The sequence below is a fragment of the Bacillus rugosus genome, assembly GCF_023238245.1.
Lineage (GTDB): Bacteria > Bacillota > Bacilli > Bacillales > Bacillaceae > Bacillus > Bacillus rugosus.
On sequence record NZ_CP096590.1, the window covers coordinates 1,079,598 to 1,101,032 of the forward strand.

Here is a 21,435-nt window from a genome sequence, read left to right on the forward strand (position 1 = left end):
ATATGCGTGCGCCTCACTTTTTTATTCATGAACAGGAACCATGGTGTCCTCTAATACTCCGAAGGAATAGCCTTTTTCTTTGAGTTTATCGATTAATGCCGGCAGCGCGTTTACGGTAGCTGGAAGATCATGCATGAGAATGACATACGGCCTGCTTGAGTGGCTGTGTTCCATATTCTCAAGCTGTTGTAATACTGCCGTCACATATTTTGAATTCCGGTATTTCCAGTCCAGGCTGTCAATCGTCCAATCCCAGTACACAAAACCGTCTTTCTCAAGATTGCGGATTTGTGAAGCGGTCAGTGACGGCTTGCTCCCGTATGGCGTTCTGACAAGATCGGTTTTATATCCTGTTATGTCTTTCAGCGTGTCACGCGCCTCCTGCATTTCTTTTAACGGGGATGTCGGTGTTTGATAGAATAATTTGTTATTATGGGTGACGCCGTGTAAACCGAGTGTGTGGCCTTCCTTTTCTGCCCTTTTCACCACTTGTTTGAATTCGTTCATCCGCGGTGACAGCATAAAAAATGTCGCTTTTACATCAGCGCGTTTCAGTGCGTCGAGCAAGCGGGTTGTATAGGCTGACGGGCCATCATCGAAGGTTAAGTAAACCGTCTTATCTCCCATGTTCTGTTTTGTCTGCAGATGTTTTATCAGCAGATCGGGGGAGTCGTTTTTCAGCTTCAGGCTTTCCTTCTCATTGCGAAGCTGGCCGTTTGTTGTGACAGTGACTTCCTTTGCTTTCGATGAGCTGTTGGAATACCCCAGAATCACCATAAGCAAAAGCAGCACACATAAAACTGCTAAACTTGCAAATTTAAAAGCAAGCGAAACTGCAGAAGGAGAAGCGTCTCCTCTCGTTTGTCGCATAACAATCTCTCCATTGGCATAAAATCTCTACATACCGCTGTACAGCAGGCAGCTTATGAAGATGCCATATGTTTACAACCTATGTATTACCAGTCAAGTATACAGGAATAAAACGGGAAAGAACATAGAAAATGTGTCGAAATGTCAGATTTTAAGGAAAAAATAAACTCCTTCCCGCTATAGATCTCTTGGATCTTTCTGTTTTTCAGCTCGTCCAATATGATAGAATAAGTGACAATGACAGCTAGAAAAACATCAGGGAAATCTCGAAAAGGGAGGGCTATTATGAAGGTTTTAGTCAACAGCCAGCTGATCGAACGCAGCGAAGCTTCGGTTGATTTGGAAGATCGCGGTTATCAGTTTGGTGACGGTATCTATGAGGTTATCAGGGTGTACAAAGGGGTATTGTTCGGCTTGCGCGAGCATGCGGAGCGTTTTTTCAGAAGTGCGGCTGAAATCGGAATGTCACTGCCGTTCAGTATAGAAGATTTAGAGTGGGACCTGCAAAAGCTTGTACAGGAGAATGCGATCAGTGAAGGAGCGGTATACATTCAGACAACAAGAGGTGTGGCGCCTCGAAAACATCAATATGAAGCTGGACTTGAACCGCAGACTACTGCTTACACTTTTAGTGTGAAAAAACCGGAGCAAGAGCAGGCATACGGAGTGGCAGCCATAACAGATGAGGATCTCCGCTGGCTGAGATGCGACATTAAAAGTCTGAATTTACTGTATAATGTTATGACCAAGCAAAAAGCCTATGAAGCGGGAGCCTTTGAAACTATTTTACTAAGAGACGGCACTGTTACGGAAGGTACATCCTCTAACGTTTATGCGGTTATCAATGGGACGGTGCGAACGCATCCGGCTAATCGGCTCATTCTCAATGGAATTACACGAATGAATATTTTAGGGCTTATTAAAAAGAACGGGATCGAGCTTGAAGAGAAGCCTGTCAGTGAGGAAGAACTGAGACAGGCGGAAGAGATCTTTATTTCATCAACAACGGCAGAGATTATTCCGGTCGTGACGCTCGATGGAGAATCGGTCGGAAGCGGTGAACCCGGGCCGGTGACAAAACAGCTTCAGGCTGCTTTTCAAGAAAGCATTCAGCAGGCTGCAAGTATTTCATAATGAAGCATAAAAAAAGAGCCCGCTTTGCAAGCGGAGCTCTTTTTATTTTTTAATAAATCCAACCAAAATGGAGATCATCGGTGATATATAGAGGAAGAACGTAAACGGGATATAGTCTATGACGGGAACACCAAGTGCGCTCGTCATAAAAGCACCGCATACTCCCCAAGGGATCAACGGATTAATTAATGTCCCGCCGTCCTCTAAGGATCTGGAAAGAAATTTTCGCTGGATGTTTTGTTTGTCGTATAAGGCTTTAAATGATTGTCCCGGTATTAATATTGAAAGATACTGTTCACCGGTTGCCAGATTGATGCCGATGCTTGAACAGACAGTTGCCGCAATCAGTTGGCCTTTTGAACGGATGCCTTTCATGACACCCTCCAATAGCGCGGAAATCAATCCGATTTTCTCCATCAATCCGCCGAGTGCAAAAGCAATCATAATGAGCGAGACTGAGCCCATCATGGATTGCAGTCCGCCTCTGTTGATAATTTTAGCGGCGGCCTCATTGTCAGTTTCGAACGACGTGCCATTTTGCAAAGCTGTCATAAACGCCTGCAGGCTGCTGTCAGGTACAAATATAGCAGTCAAAATTCCCGAGGAAATAATTCCAGCAGTCAGCACGGGAATCACGGGCACACGCTTAACCGCCAGCAAGACGACTAAGAGTGGAGAAAGAAGCGCCCACGGCGTTACGTTTGCGGCATCATTGATTCCGGTTATGACATGTTGAATATCATCGGTTGAAGCCGTGTCCGCTGACACAGATAAACCGAGAAAGTAAAACAGCACGACAGTAATGAGCAAAGCCGGAATAGTAGTGCCCATCATATGGCGAATGTGTTCAAAGATTGGGATTTCGCCTATGCCGGCGGCAAAATTGGTTGTGTCCGACATCGGCGACATTTTATCACCAAAGCATGCGCCGCATATGACCGCGCCTGCTGTCCATTCAAGCGGAACGCCGGCCGCACTCGCCACTCCGATCAGCGCGACCCCAATCGTGCTCACTGTTGTCAAACTTGAGCCGACAAGCGTACTGATGATCATGCAAGAAAACAAAGCAGTCAAAAGGAGGTGGCTGGGTTCAATAAATGACAGGACATAAACTGTCACGGACGGTATTGCGCCGCTGTACATCCAAGCGCCGATTAAGATACCGATCAGCGCCAGAACGATAATCGGCTGTACGCCGTTCTTGATCCCATCTGTAATCCCTTTTTCTAATGACTTCCAGGAAAAACCAAACCATAAACCGGCAGCCGAAAGCATGACAACACATAGAAACAGCGGAATATGCGGTTCTGTATGAAACAAGAATAAGCAAGAAATAATGATTCCTAACATTAATATAAATAAACCGACGGCTAACGGAAACGTCAGCTTTCTTTGAGAATCCAAAATAACACCCCATAATTTATCTTTAATGCTTTTGTGCTTTTGGGCACGAAAGCATTATAACAGAAAAAAACGAAAATCTATGTTTTTTCACAATTATGAATTTAAAAAAGTGAGCACGGGGCGTGCTCACTTTACAATCAGGACGGGTATATCCGATTTCGCTGAAAGCTTTTCACTTACACTTCCGAATATGAGCTTTTTCAGCCTGTTTTGGTCTCTGCTTCCGGTTACGATCAAATCGGCAGAAATACGGTTTGCATGCTCGATAATTGATTCAGCCGGATCGCCTTCTAATATATCAATATCTCCATCTGTCTGTTGGTCATTCAGCATCATTCTGGCTTCGGCGATGACTTCTTCCGTACGGTCTTCATAGATCATTGGCTCAGATGGTGCAACGTCTGATATCAGCGGATCAGGAACACTTGTCATGCCTCCGCCAATATAGCTTGCCCCTGCTGCGGGCCTCGGCGGGTCGATGATGGTCTGATTGTCTTTCATATCATGTGAATGGGCGACGGTAATGGCAGCATTTACTGTTGTAGCAAGATCGATGGCTGTCTGCAGTGCTTTCTTACTATTTTCACTTCCGTCAAACGCAACGATGATACGGTCAGCATGAAACATCATTCTCACCCTTTCAAAAGCGTCTTACAACACAATACCCGGATTCGGGTACAATTAACCCTTTTCCTATTCAAGTAATGATTGACAAAAAAAGGTTTTGTTTATATGATGAAAAAAAGATGAAATCAATGGAAGGAGGGTTTGCTATGCCAAGGAATTTGCGTGTTTCCAAAACAATTTCATATTGGCGCGGCAACCCCTATGTTCTGTTCGATCGAACGGTTTTTTTAAGTCTAGCCGCGCGCTGAAGAGCGCTGTGCATATCATATTGGTTAAAAAAGGCATGGAGCTGACGCTTCATGCCTTTTTTATATACAAAATCTAAGGAAAGACAGGTGTATGGGATGTGAAGACAAATACAGAGACGAGGGCAGCTCATGTCAAATTAAACGAAAAAAGCAGCAAGGAAAAAATAGAAGGCGGCTGATGAGATAAAGGAGATGGGGATCGATGTTTTCAGTATTGAAAAAGCTAGGCTGGTTTTTTAAAGCGTACTGGCTGCGCTATACGATTGCAATTGTGCTTTTATTGGGAGTCAATGTCATTGAAATGTTTCCGCCTAAGCTCTTGGGGAACGCCATAGATGATATGAAATCAGGGGCGTTTACTGCGGAGGGGCTGCTGTTTTATATCGGTATCTTTTTTGTGCTGACGGCGGTCGTGTATATCATGTCTTATTTTTGGATGCACCAGCTGTTCGGCGGAGCGAATGTGATGGAGAAAATTCTCCGTACGAAGCTGATGGGGCATCTGCTGGCCATGTCGCCGCCGTTTTATGAAAAAAACCGGACAGGCGATTTGATGGCACGGGGGACGAATGATCTTCAGGCGGTCAGTTTAACGACGGGGTTTGGCATCTTGACATTAGTCGATTCTACGATGTTTATGATGACGATCTTTTTGACGATGGGGTTTCTGATCAGCTGGAAGCTGACCTTAGCCGCCATTATCCCGCTTCCTATTATGGCGATTGCGATCAGTCTATACGGAAGTAAAATTCATGAGCGGTTTACGGAGGCCCAAAATGCGTTCGGGGCGCTGAATGACAGGGTGCTTGAATCTGTTTCGGGCGTGCGGGTGATTCGCGCGTATGTACAGGAAACAAATGATGTCCGCCGGTTTAATGATATGACCGCAGATGTTTATCAGAAAAATATGAAAGTGGCTTTTATTGATTCACTGTTTGAGCCGACGGTGAAGCTGCTTGTCGGCGCCAGCTATCTGATCGGGCTCGGCTATGGAGCGTTTCTGGTGTTCCGGAACGAGTTGACGCTGGGTGAGCTTGTGTCCTTTAACGTTTATCTCGGCATGATGATTTGGCCGATGTTTGCAATCGGTGAACTCATTAATGTGATGCAGCGGGGCAATGCATCATTAGACCGGGTAAATGAAACCCTTTCTTATGAGCCGGACGTGATGGACCCAAAGCAGCCTGCTGATCTTAAAGAGCCTGGGGATATCATTTTCAGCCATGTCAGCTTTACATATCCAAGCTCAACAAGCGGCAATATTCAAGATATTTCGTTTACGGTACGAAAAGGGCAGACTGTCGGGATTGCCGGTAAAACCGGGAGCGGAAAAACGACGATTATTAAGCAGCTTTTGCGCCAGTACCCTGCCGGTGAAGGGAGTATCACATTCTCAGGCGTGCCGATTCAGCAGATCCCGCTTGACCGGCTCCGCGGGTGGATCGGATATGTGCCTCAGGATCATTTGCTGTTTTCACGGACGGTAAAAGAAAATATTTTGTATGGAAAACAGGATGCAAGTGATGAAGAAGTTAAGCAAGCCATTGCCGAAGCACATTTTGAAAAAGATTTACACATGCTTCCAACCGGTTTGGAGACGATGGTTGGTGAAAAAGGCGTGGCACTGTCCGGCGGGCAAAAACAAAGAATTTCGATTGCGAGAGCACTTATGGCGAATCCGGAGATATTGATCCTGGATGATTCGCTTTCTGCAGTAGACGCCAAAACAGAGGCTGCAATTATCAGGAATATCAGAGAAAACCGCAAAGGAAAAACAACATTCATTTTGACGCACCGATTATCAGCAGTAGAGCATGCTGACCTGATCCTTGTGATGGACGGCGGTGTGATTGCTGAAAGAGGCACGCATCAAGAACTAATGGCCAATAATGGGTGGTACCGCGAACAATATGAAAGACAGCAGCTGTTCACTGCGGAAGAAGGGGGAGCGGGTGCATGAAAACAGGAAAAACGTTATGGAGATACGCACTCCTTTATCGAAAATTGCTGATCATTGCCGTCCTATTGCTTGCTGTCGCCGTCGGGGCAGAACTGACCGGGCCGTTTATCGGCAAAAAAATGATTGACGACCATATCCTCGGCATCGAAAAAACATGGTATGAAGCGTCGGAAAAAGATAAAAACGCCGTTCAGTTTCACGGTACATCTTATGTCAGAGAAGACCGTATCCAGGGCCCTGTTTCTCAAGAGAAAGAAGCGCATATTTATCAAGTGGGAATGGCGTTCTATTTTGTTGATCAGGCTGTCAGCTTTGACGGGAACAGAACGATTTCTGACGGGAAGCTGACGATCACAAATGGAGACAAGAGCCGGACATTTGCTGCCGAAAAGCTGACAAAGCAGGAACTTTTCCAGTTCTATCAGCCGGAAATAAAGGGAATGGTGTTTCTAATCTGCCTTTATGGGGGCTTGCTTGTCTTTTCGGTTTTCTTTCAATACGGACAGCATTATTTGCTGCAGATGAGCGCCAATCAGATTATTCAAAAGATGAGGCAGGACGTGTTTTCGCATATTCAGAAAATGCCGATTCGCTACTTTGACAACCTTCCGGCCGGGAAAGTGGTTGCGCGGATTACCAATGATACGGAGGCCATTAGGGATTTATATGTCACAGTGCTGTCAACATTTGTGACAAGCGGAATCTATATGCTCGGGATATTCACGGCTTTGTTTCTGCTGGATGTTAAGCTCGCGTTTGTGTGTCTGGCAATTGTGCCGATTATCTGGGTGTGGTCGGTCATATACCGAAAATACGCGTCTTATTACAATCAAAAAATCCGCTCAATCAACAGTGACATTAACGCTAAAATGAATGAATCCATTCAAGGCATGACGATAATTCAGGCTTTCCGTCATCAAAAGGAAACGATGAGAGAATTTGAGGAATTAAATGAATCTCATTTTTATTTTCAAAACAGGATGCTGAATTTAAACTCCTTAATGTCCCATAACCTTGTCAATGTGATCCGGAACCTTGCGTTTGTCAGTCTGATCTGGCATTTTGGCGGTGTCAGCCTGAATGCGGCCGGGATTGTTTCCGTCGGTGTGCTGTACGCGTTTGTCGATTATTTAAACCGGTTATTTCAGCCGATTACAGGCATCGTCAATCAGTTTTCAAAGCTGGAGCTGGCACGGGTTTCTGCCGGGCGCGTGTTCGAACTGCTTGAAGAAAAGAATACGGAAGAAGCGGGTGAACCGGCGAAGGAGCGCGCGCTGGGGCGGGTTGAATTTCGTGATGTGTCATTTGCTTATCAAGATGATGGTGAAGAGGTATTAAAACATATTTCCTTTACCGCGCAAAAAGGCGAAACCATAGCGCTCGTCGGCCATACCGGATCAGGAAAAAGCTCGATTTTGAATCTCCTTTTTCGTTTTTATGATGCGCAAAAAGGGGATGTTCTGATTGATGGAAAAAGCATTTACAACATGTCAAGACAGGAACTCAGATCCCATATGGGCATTGTGCTTCAGGATCCGTACTTATTTTCGGGCACAATCGGGTCTAACGTCAATCTGGATGACGAAAGAATGACCGAAGATGATATCAAAAAAGCTTTGCGGCAAGTCGGTGCCGAGCCGCTTCTGGAAAAGCTTCCGAAAGGCATTAATGAACCCGTGATTGAAAAAGGGAGCACACTATCCTCTGGAGAGCGGCAGTTAATTTCTTTCGCAAGAGCTTTGGCGTTCGATCCCGCCATTTTGATTTTAGATGAAGCAACGGCGCACATTGATACAGAGACAGAGGCCGTAATCCAGAAGGCGCTTGATATCGTCAAACAAGGACGCACCACCTTCGTCATCGCTCACCGGCTTTCAACAATCAGAAACGCGGATCAGATTTTGGTCCTCGATAAAGGAGAAATTGTTGAACGAGGGGACCATGAGGAATTGATGGCAATCAAAGGCCAATATTATCAAATGTATGAGCTGCAAAAGGGCCAGAAACATTCCATTGCATAACGCTCAAAAACCCAAAACAATCGTGTTTTGGGTTTTTTATGTAGTTAATAAGCCAGTCCGGCACGGTATCCGACATATTCTCCTGTAACAAGCTCACGATATAGAAAATCAGCAGTATCGCCGACCGAAATGCTCGTGCCGCCCTCCGGCAAAACGTCACGCTCTGTACGATAAACACCAGTTGCAGGTCCCTCCGGGAGGTAAGTGGGACAGATGATTGTCCAGTCTAACGAGGAATCTTTTAGCATTTCGTATACTTTTGCATGCTCCCTAGCTGCGCGGGTGAGCTTTCGCTTCGATTCATTTGTTTCAAACCGGTACTTTCCCGGTTCATACCGGGAATCAAGAATGCCTGCGGTACCGATCGTAATCAGTCTTTTGATATGCTGTTCCCTCATAATGGCGAGTATATTTGTCATAGCTGCGGATAGGGTATCATCACCATCTGTGCCGAGACAGCTAATCACGATTTCAGCATCCTTCACAACTTTTGTTACATCTTCCCGGCGGCGCGCGTTCCCCATGACGATTCGGTCTTTTTGAAGGGGAAGTTCAGCATGTTGAGATCTAACCAGAGCGTAAATGTCAAATTGTTCATCTGCGGCAGCTTTTTTTAAAAAAGCTTGTCCGACGCGGCCGCTGGCTCCAAATAAAGCGATTTTCATCAAAAAACCTCCTCGCCACTCATTATAAAAGGATGTTCTCAGTTTGAACAGCGCGGGAAAGAATACCTGTACAAATAGACAGAACGATGGGAAACATATTCATGAATCATGGAAATACTTACGAACTGAACCAGCTCCCAATTCACAAAGGCGATGAATGCCATCCTTATTCCCTCCCTTTTTTTCTAGGATATGTGGAGTAGGAAAAAAGGGTGACAAATATAAAGAGAGCGCGGAAACCGCGCCCTCTATAGCCATATATTGAGTTGTTATTGAATTCTGCCGCCCATTTGCTGCTGAGCGAAAGATACTAAACGTTTTGTGATTTCTCCTCCGACAGAACCGTTAGCGCGGGAAGTTGTATCCGCTCCAAGGTTAACACCGAATTCGGAAGCGATTTCAAGTTTCATTTGATCGATAGCCTGAGCTGCGCCAGGAACTAGTAAGTCATTTGAAGAGTTTTGGTTAGCCATGTGTAAAATCTCCTTTTTGTTTAGTATGGTTGGGTTAACTGGAGTTGCACCAGTCCGTGGACCCGTCTCGGGTGTCACTGCCCTTCGGCGTAACCCAATGCTTGCCGGCTTGTTACTAGTATTATGTTAAATTGGCCGGGAACGCATGCAAAGAATTGAGTGGTAAATCTTGAGAAGATATAAAAAAGCTTAGCCGCTTAGGCTAAGCTAGTCATAAATATGAAAAAGCATCAGTTCATGAATTTCGTTTGCAAGAGCAGGCTCGTCAGCGCGGGCGGGATATAAATTTCCCCATTCAATCTCACCGCTTTTGTGATAGATGCCTTCATAATGGGTTCCTTTATAATAAAACGAAATTCTCCATCCGGGCAGCTTTTCTTTTTGGAACAAAGGTTTCCAGCTGAAATGAGAAATCATTACGGCCACGCTCCTTAAAATTGATATCAATTGACCTGAATACGAAGAATTATGTTCATTGTAGCACTGTTTCAGAACATCATTGAAGAGGTCTTTGTGATGCAATTTGTCCCGGATTTCAACAAAAATAAGCCCGCTTTATCAAAAAAAGCGGACAGATTACGAAGGCCACAGCGCATTATGGGAGGTGATCGCCTTCTCGGATAGATATGACGCGTATTCAAAGCTTCTTCTTTTTGTCAGAGAATCAACATGATGCAAATTGGGATGAGAAAAAATACTGCGGCCCGGACGTGAATTGGCTTCAAACATCCACACTTTACCGTTCTGATCAATGCCAAAGTCGAAACCGATCTCCCCGATAAACCCCTCGATATGATCGTGAAGCACATGGCTTGCCGTCAGTGCCGCAGCAGAAAGCTTTTTAATGACCTCAATTCTTTCGGCGGGGTCATCGTATACTTCTGCAAGTGTTTTTACAATTCCGCCATTAGAAAGATGTGTTGTAATGCTGTTTTCTCCGGAAATTTTTACGGCTATTGCTGTCACCGTCCATTTCCCTTTTCTGTTTTTATTCGTATGGACACGGAAATCCGCTGGTTTGCCTTGAAATTCGATTAAATCAACACCTTGCTGAATGAGAAAGTCTGACGGGTCATGCTGTTTTTGAAATTCTGCCAAAAATGCGGCGGCATCTGAATAATCGATTGAAGAAAACGTTTTGGCGTCATTCGTATGTTTCACCGTCAGGCCGTCGTCTGTTTTTGTCAGCTGATAAATGCCGGTGCCGAGTGCTCCGTTTGCCGGTTTGATATAGACTTTTTTGTATGCATCACAGAGCTCATCAATCCGCTCCACAGATGGTGTTAGCTCGGATTTCGGCAAAAAAGGGGCTGTTCTTGGATCTTTTTCGAGCAATTGATGAACGCTCCATTTATTGAAAAACGTTTTATTAAACCATGGAATTTGATATTCATCGATCAGTCTCTTTTTTGTATGCTGCAAGAGAAGCGAATCTTCAATTTTTCGGTTTGGCAAACGATCATAAACAACGTTCGGCAATGGAACGATCTTTTTCTCCCAGCCGTTTTCCCTGTAGAGGAGCCCCTCAATCGTGCCTTCCTCCCAATTGATTTGGTGCGCGCCAAAAACGAAGCAGTAGCCTCCGGCTTGCTCATGTAACGTGACGAGCTTAGAAAAAAAGAGGGAACGATCCTTAAAAGGGCGCTCAAGAGATACGGTAAACCCCGCCGTGAAAATGCCGATTAACGGCCCGATATGCACCGTATGATCATGAATCAGAATGTCAGCTCTGCTTCGGTGAGGAAGCAAAAGCTCATGAAACAGATTTTCAGAGAGAAGCACGGTTTGGTCCAGATGCTGTCTGTAAGAAATGTGGCATCTGACAACCTTCGTCCCGAACGCGGCATGCAAAAGTCCGTCTCGCTTCAGCGAAGAAGGAAGAAACAGAGTATTTTCACTGTTTTTGTCTATGCCGATCAAAAACCGTTTACGATTCACGCGGAAGAACTCCTTTCTGGCTTTGCTCAGAAAACAGATTTTGGCAGCGCTTTAGGGGACAAGTGTACAGCTGTTCTTTTTGCTCGGGAGAGACACGCAGGATTGACTTTCTGCCCGGTTTGGAATTGATATCCAAAATCCAAATTCTCCCGTCCTTCGCAAGGCATATATCGAGGCCGAGTTCAAACAGCGGCCCATAGCGCTCGTCAAGATAATACGGAACCGACTGGGTAATCGAGAACACGTCATCAAGTAAGACCACTTGCTGTTTTTTCGGTATATCTTCAAACCAAGAATCAAATGTCAGCGCATCAGATCCTCCAGACAAGTTGGCCAGCAGCCCGTGTTTGTATCCGCGTCTCACTGCCTTTCCGACTGTATTCCATTCACCTGCTTCGTTTTTTTCCATGAATAGGCGAATATCACACGGGTATTGTTCCTTATCTTGAATATTTAAATAAGGCTGAAGCAAATATTGATGCTGAAGCACTTTTTTGCACCATGTTTTAAAAGAAGCTTGGTTGGAAAAGGTTTTTGTCTGCTTATCCTTTCCGATGTGATACGTAGCGGTTATGTTTTTCTTGCCCAGTTCCAAAAGAATCACGCCTCTGCCTCCTGCGCCGAACGCCGGTTTTAAGATGCAGGCCTTTTCTTTGGATAAGAAGGAGTGAATTTGTTCATAGCGGCTCACCTTCATCGTTTCCGGAATATAAGGGTTGATCACAGCATGCTGCTGCAAGTCATGAAGGACGGTCCACTTATCGGGAAGGCCCCGGCCGATGAATTCCGTTTTTGGGTATTTTTTGAGCCACTCAACGATTGGTTTTGCTTTTTGGGATTGTGAATCCTTGCCGTAAAAACAGCGGTCGTAAATATAATCTGGAATCGCCATTTCAGTTTCGTTCCATGTGCTGCTGGCCGAATGATAAACCGATGCTTTGACACGCAATGTGTCAGGAGAAATATCAAACGGTGTAAACCGGATGAAACGTATGCCAAATTCGGGTGCTCTTTTGGCCAGCTCTGCGGAATAGTCCGCTTCATGCTGGCGGGATAAGGACATAAAACCGAGTGTTATCATGGTGAGACTCCCCCTTTTATTCAAAAGCTGCTGGCGGGTGTCAGCAACTTTACGCTAAATACATTCAAGACGAACGCAGCTGACGGTATTCTACTTTACAGATTACGATTCTTCACCTTGCCCTATTCCAAAAGAACAAGCTGATTTTCTGACAACAGGAATTTGTCTCCTGGTTTGCTAAGTGATTGCATGAGCCTCTATAATACGAATAGGTACATCATCTATAAGAAAAAAAGCTGAAGCACAGATGGAGGAAGATGAATAGGAATGGGTATTGCAGGAACCTTTATTTTTATGATCGTGATCGGCGCTGCTATTGGCGCGGTGACCAATCATTTAGCAATTCAAATGCTATTTAGGCCCTATAAGGCATATTATTTATTTGGAAAACGAGTCCCTTTTACCCCCGGGCTGATTCCGAGACGACGGGATGAACTTGCAAAACAAATGGGACTGATGGTAGTCAATCATCTCTTAACCCCTGAGGGCATTAAAAAGAGGCTCGTCTCTGATGCAGCCAAAACGCAGGCTCTTCAAGCCGGGGAACAGCTGATTCAAAAGCTGTCACTTTCTGAAATGACAGTAAAAGAAGCGCTTGAAAAAGCCGGGGTGAAGCGTCCTGATGAAGCGGCAGACGCATGGATCAGCCGCTGGACGGATGATAAGCTGAATGAGCTTTTCCGCCAATACGAGCACCAATCGTTAAAAGACCTGGTGCCTTTGGAAGTGCAGGAAAAGCTTGAGGAAAAGATTCCGATGATTTCCGAATATATATTGTCACGCAGTGTCAATTATTTTGAAAGTGATGAAGGAAAAGTCCGTCTTGGCAATATGATTGATGGCTTTTTAAAAGAACGCGGCATGCTTGGCAGCATGGTACAAATGTTTCTGGGCAATACAAGCCTTGCGGACCGCGTGCTGCCGGAACTGCTGAAGTTTTTGCGGAATGAGGAAACAAATAAACTGCTTTCTGATCTCTTGAAAAACGAATGGGGCAAGCTGAGGGAGTATACGTTTAATGAAGCAGACGAAAAATGGAATGCGAAAGCGCTTATTTTCAGCTTGAAGCGAAGAGTGCTGCAAACATTTTCGACTGCTCCTTTCTTCGACAATACGGTTGGCACGCTAACCGTCCGCTATGAATCTGAACTGACCGGGCAAATGCTGCCGGCACTGTTAGACAAATTACTTGAGGGGATTTCGGCTAATCTTGAAAGTGTCTTAAAACGGATGCGTCTTGAGGAAATCGTCAAGGAGCAGGTGGATCAGTTCCCGGTGCAGCGGCTCGAAGAAATGGTGCTGTCCATTTCAAAAAAAGAATTTAAAATGATTACCTATTTGGGAGGCCTACTCGGCGGAATCATAGGCGCAGTTCAAGCGTTGTTTGTCACCCTTTTTTAAGAAGAAATGGTTCTTGATTAATGAAAGGAGCTCCATAGTCTGTTATAGTGGAGTGGTATGTCTAAACGGCAATGATGAAAGGAGCTATTCACAATGGCTGTTAATTTTTATGATGTAGCGTATGATCTGGAAAATGCATTACGCGGGAGCGAAGAGTTCACCCGTTTAAAAAACCTTTACGATGAAGTAAACGCAGATGAATCAGCGAAGCGCATGTTCGAAAATTTCCGTGATGTGCAGCTTAGACTCCAGCAAAAACAAATGGCAGGAGAAGAAATTACACAAGAAGAAGTGACTCAGGCTCAAAAAACAGTTGCGCTTGTACAGCAGCACGAAAAAATTTCTCAGCTGATGGAAGCGGAGCAGCGCATGAGCGTGCTGATCGGCGAATTGAACAAAATCATTATGAAGCCTTTAGAAGAGCTTTACGGCAGTGTCGAAGGCTAAACAGTAAAATCCCTTCTTGGAAAAGAAGGGATTTTTTATTCTCAGCAAACTTGGAAATCCAATGAACCTTTTACCTCTCCATTGATGATCACTGATAATGTATGAATTCCTTTGTAATGTTTTCTGGTAGTTAGATCCTTAAAGGATTGAGTTCTTGTGTATGGCTTCGTTTCGTTTTTTCTGATGTTTGTTTCTGTTATTTTAAATACTTTTTGATGACGCTGACCTCTTGCTTTTACATAATCAATTGCGTACTCAATTCTTACTTTTTGATCCCTGTCTGAATGAATATAGAAAGAAAATTCAAGGCTTTCGCCAATGGTTATACGGCGGGATTGACATGTTAAATCATGTAATTGTATTGAATCAGCACTTTCATAACCAAAAAGCGTTAAGGCCTGTTTATCACCCTTTTTTAATAAGGTCCGATAGGCGTGTTTGATGATCCAATCGGAATAGGGATGTGTTCCATACCATTGATCTGCGACTTTTGTCAGCAAATGAGGATGCGTTTTTGATATATCATTAAGGTTGTTGGCCGCGCTTTTCCTTACATACAAGGACTCGTCCTGCATCAGCTTCTCAAGGATCGGCAGAACGGGGGAAGGGTCTGATTTCAAAGCGGGTATCGATTTTCCCCATGGCAGGCGGGGTCTGCTTCCTTCGCTCGCAAGCCTTCTCACGTGTTCATTTTCATGCTCGGTCCATTTAAGCAATTGTGCAATCATTTTTTCTTGATCTAAAAGCAAAAAAGGCCTCACAGCAAATTCTGAGGTAGAATATTGCGTAAAGTATTCCAATGCCTCTATTGATTCTTCCCAATGCGCTAACCCGTACTGTTCCACATAATCAGGGAATAGAATTCCGCCGAGTCCTTTAAAATGAGGGGCTGCATCCCGTAAAATTGCGAGCGCTTCACCGTAATGTTTTGGCAGTGTTTCGTATAAGGAAGCTGTAATGCGGCGCATCCGCTCTTTTAAAGCGAGTTCAGGCCAGTCTTCCTGCAGCAATTGTTCCTCGAATCTGTCTTGGTTAAAATCAGGACAAGATGCCTTTATATGATGTATCAATTGAGATATCAGTTTTTCATTGTATATTTCTTTTAAATCAGCCACCTGATCACCGCTCTTTCGTTTATTATTTATATTATATGAGAATGTATGTTCTGTATCAAGAAGATTGTTCCAAAAATTAACAACAAATCCTACCTTAGTATACATCATTTGGATACTTTTTTTAGTTAAAAAAACCCTTGTCATCAGCAAGAAAAACTGAGATAATAGCATTGAAAGCGCCTACACTTACCTGATTTCAATTGGATACGGTCGCATATCATGCCGTTATATAGAGGGGATAAGCAACAGAGAGTAAGTGTTCGGAGCGCATCATCGGTCAAACAAGGGGTTCCTGATACATGATTTTTCGTAAATCGAAATAACGATATTAGGGAGAATGGCTGCTTCGATCGTATCCTATCATCATGCCATACATAAAGTCTGCTGAGCCAGGCTTTTTTGCTTTCCAGAAAAGGTTGTTCTAAACACAGAGACAGGGTCATATCCTATACACAAGTACAGTCATCAAGGAGGGGGACATCTCTGTGTCAAAACAATTGCTTGCCTTAAATATAGATGGAGCGCTGCTACGGTCGAACGGGAAGATTCATCAGGCAACGAAGGACGCGATTGAATATGTAAAGAAAAAAGGGATTTACGTTACTCTCGTGACCAATCGCCATTTTCGTTCAGCACAGAAAATAGCGAAATCACTTAAGCTTGATGCTAAGCTGATCACCCACAGCGGGGCATACATCGCTGAGAAAATAGACGCCCCGTTTTTTGAAAAGAGAATTTCTGACGATCACACCTTTAACATTGTTCAAGTGCTGGAGAGCTATCAATGCAATATTCGGCTTCTTCACGAGAAGTATTCCATTGGAAACAAGAAAAAGGTGAATTCAAATTTATTGGGGAAAGCACTCATTCATCCGTCTGATCCGATCTTTTATCCAGTCCAGTTCGTTGAATCTTTAAGCGATCTTCTCATGGATGAGCCGGTTAGTGCACCTGTCATCGAAGTGTACACAGAGCACGACATTCAGCATGACATTACAGAAACGATTACGAAAGCCTTCCCAGCAGTTGACGTTATTCATGTAAACGATGAGAAGCTGAATATCGTCCCTAAAGGTGTCTCGAAGGAAACTGGCCTGGCCCTTGTCGCGTCAGAGTTGGGCCTAACTATGGATGATGTTGTGGCCATCGGGCATCAGTATGACGACCTCCCGATGATTGAACTTGCCGGTCTTGGGGTAGCGATGGGGAACGCCGCTCCGGAGATCAAGAGAAAGGCCGATTGGGTCACAAGGTCCAATGACGAGCAAGGTGTTGCTTACATGATGAAGGAATATTTCCGAATGCAGCAGCGAAAAGGATTTCTTGATAAGTTCCACATGAAACGTGTGTAAAAAAAGCCGCTCGCGCCCTGACAGGTGCGGCGGCTTTTTGCCGGATTGATTTTAGCGATTTATTTCTGTACACTAAAGAAAGTTTTGAATCTGATAAATTAGGTGATGAAGTTGCAAATAAAAATAGAAGGCATACATGATGACCGCCTGCATCGGCCTCTGCAAAATATTGCAAATTTGTTTTATGAAGAGTGCGAGCTTGTGTACGGTGGAGAGGAGCCCGCAGATTTTGTTATTTCTTTAAAGTGCTCACAAACGGATGAGCATGTGACGGTTTCGGGAGAAGTGATGGAAACTGGCATAAAGGAACAGCATACAAAATCTTTTTCTCCCGACATGAATGAAAAAGAAGCTTTTAAGCAAGTGAAAAACACGATTTCTTATGTGTATCTCAATCTTCTTCAGGCGCATACGGGCATCACGCAAAAGTGGGGAATCTTGACAGGGATCCGGCCCACAAAGCTGCTTCACAAAAAGCTGCAAAGCGGAATGCCGAAGGAGCAAGCGCATGCTGAATTGAAAAAAGACTATTTAATTCATGATGAGAAAATCGAGCTAATGCAGGAGATTGTTGACCGGCAGCTGGCGGCAGTGCCGGATTTGTACCAAGTAAAGGATGAAGTCAGTATTTATATCGGCATTCCGTTCTGCCCGACAAAGTGCGCATATTGCACATTCCCTGCGTACGCTATTCAAGGGCAGGCGGGCAGAGTCGGCTCATTCTTATGGGGGCTGCATTACGAAATGCAGAAAATTGGCGAATGGCTTAAGAAGCATGATGTTAAGGTTACAACCATTTACTTTGGCGGCGGGACACCAACAAGCATTACAGCGGAAGAAATGGATCTTCTGTATGAAGAAATGGTCCGCTCCTTCCCGGATGTGAAAAACATTCGTGAGATTACGGTGGAGGCCGGCCGCCCTGACACGATTACAGAAGAAAAGCTCGCCGTTTTAAACAAATATGATATTGACCGGATCAGCATCAATCCACAATCCTATGAAAATGAAACGCTAAAGGCGATCGGGCGGCATCATACGGTTGAAGAGACCATTGAGAAATATCATCTGTCACGCCGGCACGGCATGAATAATATCAACATGGACCTGATTATCGGTTTGCCTGGGGAAGGCGTTAAGGAGTTTAGACACAGCCTTTCAGAAACGGAAAAGCTGATGCCGGAATCCCTTACCGTTCATACGCTTTCCTTTAAACGGGCGTCAGAAATGACGAGAAACAAGCATAAGTACAAAGTTGCCGGCAGGGAAGAGGTTTCTCAAATGATGGATGACGCGGTGGCCTGGACGAAAGAGCATGGGTACGTGCCTTATTATTTATACCGCCAGAAAAATATTCTTGGAAACCTTGAAAACGTCGGATATTCTTTGCCGGGACAAGAAAGCATCTACAACATCATGATTATGGAAGAGGTGCAGACGATTATCGGCATTGGCTGCGGCGCTGCAAGTAAATTTATTGATCGGGATACGGGGAAAATCACGCACTTTGCCAATCCGAAAGATCCGAAATCGTACAACGAGCGCTTTGAGCATTACACGGACGAAAAAATTAAATATTTAGAGCAGATTTTTGAGAAAACGACAAAGCAGCACTGATCACAGTGCTGCTTTTTTTACCCTTGTTTTCTTGCAGGCTGAACATCAGGCTTCCATTTAAATATCTTGTTCAGCAAGCGGTAAATTCGTTTTGATTCCTTTGTTAAAAGCGGTCCCAAAATCGCCAGAATGAGGACGTATAATGCGGCAAACGGCTTTAATGTGGCTGACAGGCCTCCGGCTATCCCAAGGTTCGCAACGATAATCGAAAACTCCCCCCGTGATACGATCGTCAGTCCGATATTCGATGAAGCCTTATGAGAAAGCCCTGCGCGTCGCCCTGCCACCATTCCGGCAATAAAGTTTCCGAGAATGGTCAGAATCACTGCTCCCAACGCAAGCCAAACCGCTTCACCGAGTGAAAACGGATCAATGCTGAGGCCGAAGCTGAAAAAGAACATTGCGCCGAAGAAGTCGCGAAACGGAACGACAAGATGCTCAATCCTATCGGAATGCTCTGTTTCTGAAAACACCAAACCGAGCAGCAGCGCCCCGATCGCTTCCGCTACATGGATCGTCTCTGAAAATCCGGCGATAAAAAAGAGTGCGGCGAAAATGACGATAATAAACACTTCGTTTGAGCGAATGTCCAACAGTTTATTCAACAGCGGCGGGAGCTTTCTGGCTGCGATAAAAAACAGCAGCATATAACCGAAGGCGATCAAAATGGACAAGAGCGCACTCCCGACGGATGTCGCATCACCTAACACAAGGCCGGAAACAACGGACAAATACACGGCAAGGAAAATATCCTCAAACATAATGATGCCGAGAATCAGCTCGGTTTCCGGATTGGCGGTTCTTTTTAAATCAACGAGCACTTTTGCGACAATCGCACTTGACGAGATTGTGATGACCCCTGCGAGGACGAGGACTTCCAGAAAGGAAAACCCGGTGATAAACCCGTAAAGCAGCCCGAGGCTGAAATTAATCAAGATATAAATCGTTCCGCCGATCGCGATTGATTTTCCGGATTTAATCAACTTTCCGACTGAGAATTCGAGTCCGAGATAAAAGAGGAGGAACAGTACGCCCATCCGCCCAAAAAACTCGATGATTTCACTGCTTTCTATAAATGTCAGGTCAATAATCCCCGCTTTCGGCGCGTGCGGTCCAACCAGCATGCCCAGCACAATCAGAAACGGAATAATCGAAAATTTAATTTTATTGGCGATTACACTGGCAATCGCCACAAGAACTAGCGCAGTCCCGACTTCAAATACAAGATGATCCATCGGCCGCTCACACGCCCTCTCCAGAAAGAAAATCGTGAATTAGTTTCTTCAGATGCTTTCTTTCACCTGAGAGGACAAGTGTGTCATTTTCTTCAATAACCGAATCGGCTCCAGGATTTAAAAGCTTTTCCTGATTGTGCTTGATGATAGCGATCACAGTGACGTCGTAATTCTGGCGTACATCAAGTTCCCCGAGTGTGCGCCCGATCGATTTGGCGGCTTTTTCAACCTTAAACCATTCAATAATGAGATCGCTGAAGGCCATTTCAATGGACTCAAGCGCTTGCGGTTTATAGACCATGCCACCTAGAATAGCGGCAATTTGCCTTGCTTCAGAATCATCCAATGAGATATTGGAAAGAAGTTCATCCGGGTCTCGGTCATTAAACCGGTAAATCTCTCTTCTTCCGTCATCATGAATGATAATCGTCATTTTTTCGTGACTTCTCGTTTCAATTTCAAATTTTTTGCCGATGCCCGGCAGATCGTTTTCTTTAATATTCAATGAAATCCCTCCGAATGTAGTGTTGGCCAAATGGGGTGAGTTACAAATAAAGCTTGAGCATTTATATTCGGAGGTAATTAGACTGGTATTTGACAGGGACGGCACAAACCTTTTCCAGCCTGTTCATCAGCGGTTCGTCAAGGGGCTTGACAGACAGCTGCCTGACAGATTGCGCCAGCGGACTGTACTCTTTGATCAGTTCTGCGGGGTACAGGCTGCTCGGCGACGGAACCTTGGCTGATTGTGCTTCCTGCGGATATGAGGACATAGGCACATAGCTGTCAGTGCTTGCTTCAAGCTGGGAAGGCAGAACCACGTCCGAAGGGGGAAAGTACACCATAAATAAACTTAACAGAAAAATGATCAGCAATTTATCCATGCTTCCTTTCCTCCTTTCTCATCCTGATATCCTCTCTTTCACTATATAAAACTTTATGTTTCCACTCAAACAATATGCATTTTTCGGTATCTATTGACCTTGAAAAATAAAAAGGTTTATTTGAGGATGGCAGGGAATGTATATGAGAAAGAAAAAAGCAAGCGCATACATGGAGGTGCTTCATATGGAGTTTATTCAATATGAACGGAATGGAGTCGTTGCAGAAATTATCCTGAATCGCCCTGATGCCCATCACGCCCTGAATGAACAGATGCTGTCTGAACTGAAGGAGGCGGTTGAAAAGGCGGCTGCAAGCGAGGCGCTCATCGTTCTCCTGAGAGGAACCGGGAAAGGCTTTTCGGCCGGTGGAGATATCCGGATGATGACATCAGAGCATGACCCTGATCAATTTAAACAGCTAATGGATACGATTGAGGCTGTCACTCTGACGTTATATCAGATGAAGAAAGTAACAATTGCAGCTATTCACGGCGCTGCTGCGGGACTGGGCCTGAGTTTGGCGCTGTGCGCTGACATTGTGCTCGCGGAAAAAAACGCCGTTCTCGCGATGAATTTTATCGGCATTGGGCTTGTTCCGGACGGCGGGGGGCATTATTTGCTGAAGAAAAGAATTGGGGAAGCGAAGGCGAAAAAGCTGATTTGGAGCGGGAAAAAACTTTCCGCCAGGGAAGCCGCCGATATGGGTCTCTTGGATGGGACATTTGCTGGAGACCCTGCGGAAGGCGCAAGACCCTTTATCGAAACCCTTTTGGCCTCACCTCTTTTGGCGATGATCGAAACGAAAGCCATCTTTCAAAGCCTTCAGCTTGAAGAACTGAAAAAGGTGCTTTCTCTTGAGCGCAGCGCCCAAGAGAAAATGAGAAGGACCAAGGATCACCAAGAAGGAATCCGTGCCTTTTTAGAAAAACGGGAGCCGAAGTTCCAAGTGTAACAGATCAGCCG

The 21,435-nt window shown here is 44.9% G+C and carries 20 protein-coding genes and 2 pseudogenes; 9 read left to right on the forward strand and 13 right to left on the reverse strand.

Translation table 11 applies throughout. The features are described 5' to 3' along the window. Positions 1-21 precede the first annotated feature (21 nt). The gene (locus tag M0696_RS05445) at positions 22-870 is read right to left on the reverse strand and encodes a polysaccharide deacetylase family protein (RefSeq protein ID WP_222142515.1); all 849 of its coding nucleotides are present in this window, start codon (positions 868-870) and stop codon (positions 22-24) included. A gap of 285 nt (positions 871-1,155) precedes the next feature. Between M0696_RS05445 and dat the strand changes: the two genes are divergently transcribed. Then, complete coding sequence (gene dat / locus M0696_RS05450; protein ID WP_166853769.1) at positions 1,156-2,004, forward strand: D-amino-acid transaminase; 849 nt, start codon at positions 1,156-1,158, stop codon at positions 2,002-2,004. Positions 2,005-2,046: 42 nt separating this feature from the next. On the opposite strand, the gene nhaC is transcribed toward dat, so the two are convergent. Both nhaC and M0696_RS05460 read right to left on the reverse strand, forming a co-directional pair. After that, the gene (gene nhaC, locus M0696_RS05455) at positions 2,047-3,408 is read right to left on the reverse strand and encodes a Na+/H+ antiporter NhaC (protein ID WP_166853768.1); all 1,362 of its coding nucleotides are present in this window, start codon (positions 3,406-3,408) and stop codon (positions 2,047-2,049) included. A gap of 126 nt (positions 3,409-3,534) precedes the next feature. Continuing rightward, a complete protein-coding gene (locus M0696_RS05460) occupies positions 3,535-4,035 on the reverse strand; it encodes a universal stress protein (RefSeq protein WP_166854696.1) in 501 nt (166 codons plus the stop codon). A 162-nt stretch (positions 4,036-4,197) separates the two neighbouring features. Here M0696_RS05460 and M0696_RS05465 point away from each other — a divergent pair. The 3 genes and pseudogenes from M0696_RS05465 to bmrD all read left to right on the forward strand — a co-directional run bounded on the left by M0696_RS05465 (position 4,198) and on the right by bmrD (position 8,264). Beyond that, a pseudogene (locus M0696_RS05465) lies at positions 4,198-4,360 on the forward strand (hypothetical protein). Between the two features lie 125 nt (positions 4,361-4,485). Continuing rightward, a complete protein-coding gene (gene bmrC / locus M0696_RS05470; RefSeq protein WP_166853767.1) occupies positions 4,486-6,243 on the forward strand; it encodes a multidrug ABC transporter ATP-binding protein BmrC in 1,758 nt (585 codons plus the stop codon). Continuing rightward, a complete protein-coding gene (bmrD, locus tag M0696_RS05475) occupies positions 6,240-8,264 on the forward strand; it encodes a multidrug resistance ABC transporter ATP-binding protein/permease BmrD (RefSeq protein ID WP_248602579.1) in 2,025 nt (674 codons plus the stop codon). Before bmrC ends, bmrD begins: the two co-directional genes overlap by 4 nt. A 44-nt stretch (positions 8,265-8,308) precedes the next feature. On the opposite strand, the gene M0696_RS05480 is transcribed toward bmrD, so the two are convergent. From M0696_RS05480 to spaC, 6 genes are all read right to left on the reverse strand, one after another. Then, a complete protein-coding gene (locus M0696_RS05480; RefSeq protein WP_166853765.1) occupies positions 8,309-8,929 on the reverse strand; it encodes an NAD(P)-dependent oxidoreductase in 621 nt (206 codons plus the stop codon). Between the two features lie 38 nt (positions 8,930-8,967). Then, the gene (locus tag M0696_RS05485) at positions 8,968-9,093 is read right to left on the reverse strand and encodes a hypothetical protein (RefSeq protein WP_014113213.1); all 126 of its coding nucleotides are present in this window, start codon (positions 9,091-9,093) and stop codon (positions 8,968-8,970) included. A gap of 105 nt (positions 9,094-9,198) precedes the next feature. Then, positions 9,199-9,402, reverse strand: a complete 204-nt coding sequence (gene sspB, locus M0696_RS05490) for a beta type acid-soluble spore protein SspB (RefSeq protein WP_071580754.1) — start codon at positions 9,400-9,402, stop codon at positions 9,199-9,201. Positions 9,403-9,609: 207 nt separating this feature from the next. Continuing rightward, complete coding sequence (locus tag M0696_RS05495; protein WP_166853763.1) at positions 9,610-9,828, reverse strand: YheE family protein; 219 nt, start codon at positions 9,826-9,828, stop codon at positions 9,610-9,612. A 150-nt stretch (positions 9,829-9,978) separates the two neighbouring features. Beyond that, a complete protein-coding gene (yheD, locus tag M0696_RS05500; protein WP_222142517.1) occupies positions 9,979-11,340 on the reverse strand; it encodes a spore coat associated protein YheD in 1,362 nt (453 codons plus the stop codon). Further along, positions 11,330-12,421, reverse strand: a complete 1,092-nt coding sequence (spaC, locus tag M0696_RS05505) for a spore coat associated protein SpaC (protein WP_166853761.1) — start codon at positions 12,419-12,421, stop codon at positions 11,330-11,332. The genes yheD and spaC overlap by 11 nt, the downstream gene beginning before the upstream one ends. Before the next feature lie 267 nt (positions 12,422-12,688). Here spaC and M0696_RS05510 point away from each other — a divergent pair, with 267 nt between their 5' ends. Further along, complete coding sequence (locus M0696_RS05510) at positions 12,689-13,822, forward strand: DUF445 domain-containing protein (protein WP_248602580.1); 1,134 nt, start codon at positions 12,689-12,691, stop codon at positions 13,820-13,822. Between the two features lie 93 nt (positions 13,823-13,915). Next, the gene (locus M0696_RS05515) at positions 13,916-14,269 is read left to right on the forward strand and encodes a YlbF/YmcA family competence regulator (RefSeq protein WP_166853759.1); all 354 of its coding nucleotides are present in this window, start codon (positions 13,916-13,918) and stop codon (positions 14,267-14,269) included. A gap of 41 nt (positions 14,270-14,310) precedes the next feature. On the opposite strand, the gene M0696_RS05520 is transcribed toward M0696_RS05515, so the two are convergent. Beyond that, on the reverse strand, positions 14,311-15,384 hold the full coding sequence (locus tag M0696_RS05520) for a DNA alkylation repair protein (RefSeq protein ID WP_248602581.1): 1,074 nt from the start codon (positions 15,382-15,384) through the stop codon (positions 14,311-14,313). 485 nt (positions 15,385-15,869) lie between these two features. Here M0696_RS05520 and M0696_RS05525 point away from each other — a divergent pair, with 485 nt between their 5' ends. Together M0696_RS05525 and M0696_RS05530 are read left to right on the forward strand one after the other, a co-directional pair. Further along, positions 15,870-16,736 carry a Cof-type HAD-IIB family hydrolase gene (locus M0696_RS05525; RefSeq protein ID WP_166853757.1) on the forward strand — a complete coding sequence of 289 codons (867 nt, stop codon included), beginning with the start codon at positions 15,870-15,872 and terminating at the stop codon, positions 16,734-16,736. Positions 16,737-16,847: 111 nt separating this feature from the next. After that, on the forward strand, positions 16,848-18,353 hold the full coding sequence (locus tag M0696_RS05530) for a coproporphyrinogen III oxidase (RefSeq protein ID WP_248602582.1): 1,506 nt from the start codon (positions 16,848-16,850) through the stop codon (positions 18,351-18,353). A 17-nt stretch (positions 18,354-18,370) separates the two neighbouring features. Here the strand turns inward: M0696_RS05530 and khtU are convergent, their stop codons facing one another. The 3 genes and pseudogenes from khtU to M0696_RS05545 all read right to left on the reverse strand — a co-directional run bounded on the left by khtU (position 18,371) and on the right by M0696_RS05545 (position 20,494). After that, complete coding sequence (khtU, locus tag M0696_RS05535) at positions 18,371-19,588, reverse strand: K(+)/H(+) antiporter subunit KhtU (RefSeq protein ID WP_166853755.1); 1,218 nt, start codon at positions 19,586-19,588, stop codon at positions 18,371-18,373. A gap of 7 nt (positions 19,589-19,595) precedes the next feature. Next, positions 19,596-20,093, reverse strand: a complete 498-nt coding sequence (gene khtT, locus M0696_RS05540) for a K(+)/H(+) antiporter subunit KhtT (RefSeq protein ID WP_166853754.1) — start codon at positions 20,091-20,093, stop codon at positions 19,596-19,598. A gap of 61 nt (positions 20,094-20,154) precedes the next feature. After that, positions 20,155-20,494, reverse strand: a pseudogene (locus tag M0696_RS05545) (hypothetical protein). Between the two features lie 162 nt (positions 20,495-20,656). Here M0696_RS05545 and M0696_RS05550 point away from each other — a divergent pair. Continuing rightward, positions 20,657-21,424: an enoyl-CoA hydratase gene (locus M0696_RS05550; protein WP_222142931.1), complete on the forward strand. Its 768-nt coding sequence runs from the start codon at positions 20,657-20,659 to the stop codon at positions 21,422-21,424. Positions 21,425-21,435 lie beyond the last annotated feature (11 nt).

Excerpts from the sequence above, each read along its gene's own strand:
- M0696_RS05445 (WP_222142515.1), bottom strand. The coding sequence starts at position 870 with ATGCGACAAACGAGAGGAGACGCTTCTCCTTCTGCAGTTTCGCTTGCT.
- dat (WP_166853769.1), top strand. The coding sequence starts at position 1,156 with ATGAAGGTTTTAGTCAACAGCCAGCTGATCGAACGCAGCGAAGCTTCG.
- M0696_RS05460 (WP_166854696.1), bottom strand. The coding sequence starts at position 4,035 with ATGTTTCATGCTGACCGTATCATCGTTGCGTTTGACGGAAGTGAAAAT.
- bmrC (WP_166853767.1), top strand. The coding sequence starts at position 4,486 with ATGTTTTCAGTATTGAAAAAGCTAGGCTGGTTTTTTAAAGCGTACTGG.
- bmrD (WP_248602579.1), top strand. The coding sequence starts at position 6,240 with ATGAAAACAGGAAAAACGTTATGGAGATACGCACTCCTTTATCGAAAA.
- M0696_RS05480 (WP_166853765.1), bottom strand. The coding sequence starts at position 8,929 with ATGAAAATCGCTTTATTTGGAGCCAGCGGCCGCGTCGGACAAGCTTTT.
- M0696_RS05485 (WP_014113213.1), bottom strand. The coding sequence starts at position 9,093 with ATGGCATTCATCGCCTTTGTGAATTGGGAGCTGGTTCAGTTCGTAAGT.
- sspB (WP_071580754.1), bottom strand. The coding sequence starts at position 9,402 with ATGGCTAACCAAAACTCTTCAAATGACTTACTAGTTCCTGGCGCAGCT.
- spaC (WP_166853761.1), bottom strand. The coding sequence starts at position 12,421 with ATGATAACACTCGGTTTTATGTCCTTATCCCGCCAGCATGAAGCGGAC.
- M0696_RS05510 (WP_248602580.1), top strand. The coding sequence starts at position 12,689 with ATGGGTATTGCAGGAACCTTTATTTTTATGATCGTGATCGGCGCTGCT.
- M0696_RS05515 (WP_166853759.1), top strand. The coding sequence starts at position 13,916 with ATGGCTGTTAATTTTTATGATGTAGCGTATGATCTGGAAAATGCATTA.
- khtU (WP_166853755.1), bottom strand. The coding sequence starts at position 19,588 with ATGGATCATCTTGTATTTGAAGTCGGGACTGCGCTAGTTCTTGTGGCG.
- M0696_RS05550 (WP_222142931.1), top strand. The coding sequence starts at position 20,657 with ATGGAGTTTATTCAATATGAACGGAATGGAGTCGTTGCAGAAATTATC.